Raw genomic sequence first — 2,981 nt, forward strand, 5'->3', positions numbered from 1 at the left:
TGCAGGGTCTGCTAGTCCTGCGTTGTGTTGTGTGGGTGTAGCGGAAGTGGATTGGAATGTCCTGCCGTAGACGGTGAGAGTCCGGTACGTGAAACACCCGTGCGTGCAATTGGTGTGTTGCCCGAGTAGCAGCGGGCTCGTGGAATCTGCTGTGAATCTGCCGGGACCACCCGGTAAGCCTAAATACCTGCTTATGACCGATAGCGGATTAGTACCGTGAGGGAATGGTGAAAAGTACCCCGGGAGGGGAGTGAAATAGTACCTGAAACCATGTGCTTACAATCCGTCAGAGCCCTTTTTTGTGGGGTGATGGCGTGCCTTTTGAAGAATGAGCCTGCGAGTCAGCGGCATGTCGCGAGGTTAACCCGTTTGGTGGGGTAGTCGTAGCGAAAGCGAATACTAACTAGTGTGTTGTCAGTGGCATGTCCTGGACCCGAAGCGGGGTGATCTACCCATGGCCAGTGTGAAGCAGAGGTAAGACTCTGTGGAGGCGCGAACCCACTTAGGTTGAAAACTGAGGGGATGAGTTGTGGGTAGGGGTGAAAGGCCAATCAAACTCCGTGATAGCTGGTTCTCCCCGAAATGCATTTAGGTGCAGCGTCGTGTGTTTCCTCCTGGAGGTAGAGCTACTGGTTGGTTTAGCGGGACTATCATCTTAGCGACATCAGCCAAACTCCGAATGCCGGTGAGGTCAGAGCACGGCAGTGAGACTGCGGGGGATAAGCTTCGTAGTCGAGAGGGAAACAGCCCAGATCGCCGGCTAAGGCCCCTAAGGGTGTGCTAAGTGGAAAAGGATGTGGGATCGCGAAGACAACCAGGAGGTTGGCTTAGAAGCAGCCATCCTTGAAAGAGTGCGTAATAGCTCACTGGTCGAGTGGTTCTGCGCCGACAATGTAGTGGGGCTCAAGTACACCGCCGAAGCCGCGGCAATCACCTTTTGGTGGTTGGGTAGGGGAGCGTCGCGTGACTGCTGTGAAGCGCTGGGGTAACCCTAGTGTGGAGTGTGCGCGAGTGAGAATGCAGGCATGAGTAGCGAATGAGGAGTGGAAAACTCCTCCGCCGAATGACTAAGGGTTCCTGGGCCAGGTTAATCCTCCCAGGGTGAGTCGGGACCTAAGGCGAGGCCGACAGGCGTAGTCGATGGATAACGGGTTGATATTCCCGTACCCGTGTGTCCGCGCCCATGGTGAATCAGGGATACTAACCCACCTGAACACGCGCCTTGTGCCGGCCTTTTAGGTTGGTTGGTGTGTGTGATGCTGGGGACCTGAACTGGTAGTAGCCAAGTGATGGGGTGACGCAGGAAGGTAGCCGTGCCACGTGATGGATATCGTGGTGTAAGCGTGTGGCCCGTGTTCTAGGTAAATCCGGAGCACATATAGGGTGAGGCGTGATGCGTACCCGTTTTGGGGAAGTTGGTGATCCTATGCTGCCGAGAAAAGCCTCTAGCGATGTGGATATACGGCCCGTACCCGAAACCGACACAGGTAGTCAGGTAGAGAATACTAAGGCGATCGGGAGAACTGTGGTTAAGGAACTCGGCAAAATGCCCCCGTAACTTCGGGAGAAGGGGGGCCATGACTGGTGACCGACGTGGTTGAGCTGGTTGTGGCCGCAGAGAATAGAGGGAAGCGACTGTTTACTAAAAACACAGGTCCGTGCGAAGACGGGTAAGTCGATGTATACGGACTGACGCCTGCCCGGTGCTGGAAGGTTAAGAGGACCTGTTAGACCCCTTTTGCGGGTCGAAGCGGAGAATTTAAGCCCCAGTAAACGGCGGTGGTAACTATAACCATCCTAAGGTAGCGAAATTCCTTGTCGGGTAAGTTCCGACCTGCACGAATGGCGTAACGACTTCCCTGCTGTCTCAACCACAGACCCGGCGAAATTGCAGTACGAGTAAAGATGCTCGTTACGCGCGGCAGGACGAAAAGACCCCGGGACCTTCACTATAGCTTGGTATTGGTGTTCGGTTCGGTTTGTGTAGGATAGGTGGGAGACTGTGATGCCTCAACGCCAGTTGGGGTGGAGTCGTTGTTGAAATACCACTCTGATCGTATTGGACATCTCAACCTCGGCCCGTGATCCGGGTTAGGGACAGTGCCTGGTGGGTAGTTTAACTGGGGCGGTTGCCTCCCAAAGAGTAACGGAGGCGCCCAAAGGTTCCCTCAGCCTGGTTGGCAATCAGGTGTTGAGTGTAAGTGCACAAGGGAGCTTGACTGTGAGACTGACAGGTCGAGCAGGTAGGAAACTAGGGACTAGTGATCCGGCACCGGCTTGTGGAAGCGGTGTCGCTCAACGGATAAAAGGTACCCCGGGGATAACAGGCTGATCTTCCCCAAGAGTCCATATCGACGGGATGGTTTGGCACCTCGATGTCGGCTCGTCGCATCCTGGGGCTGGAGTAGGTCCCAAGGGTTGGGCTGTTCGCCCATTAAAGCGGCACGCGAGCTGGGTTTAGAACGTCGTGAGACAGTTCGGTCTCTATCCGCCGCGCGCGTAGAAACTTGAGGAAGGCTGTCCCTAGTACGAGAGGACCGGGATGGACGTACCTCTGGTGTGCCAGTTGTCCCGCCTGGGGCATGGCTGGTTGGCTACGTACGGAAGGGATAACCGCTGAAAGCATCTAAGCGGGAAGCCTGTTCCAAGATTAGGTTTCTTTTGAGGTCCCCTATAGATGATGGGGTTGATAGGCCGGATCTGGAAGCATCGTAAGGTGTGGAGGTGACCGGTACTAATAGACCAAACATTCAACACACAAAGTGTGAATTACAGGGTTTTTGCTCGCGTCCGTTATTCAGTGTCTGGCATGACACCACCCACCCAAAGTTGTGGTGGGGATGGGTTGTTGCCTGGTTTTTGTCGGTGGTGTTAGCGGTGGGGTCACGCCCGGTCCCATTCCGAACCCGGAAGCTAAGTCCACCAGCGCCGATGGTACTGCACTCGGGAGGGTGTGGGAGAGTAGGTCGCCGCCGGCATAA

The 2,981-nt window shown here is 55.3% G+C and carries 2 rRNA genes; both read left to right on the forward strand.

Annotated elements, in window-relative coordinates:
* A 23S ribosomal RNA gene (locus CHU70_RS10660) occupies positions 1–2,759 on the forward strand; the annotation flags it as partial.
* A 102-nt stretch (positions 2,760–2,861) separates the two neighbouring features.
* Positions 2,862–2,978: ribosomal RNA gene (gene rrf, locus CHU70_RS10665) — 5S ribosomal RNA — on the forward strand.
* The last annotated feature ends 3 nt before the right edge of the window (positions 2,979–2,981 follow it).

The organism is Corynebacterium sp. LK10, from assembly GCF_008042455.1.
Lineage (GTDB): Bacteria > Actinomycetota > Actinomycetes > Mycobacteriales > Mycobacteriaceae > Corynebacterium > Corynebacterium jeikeium_D.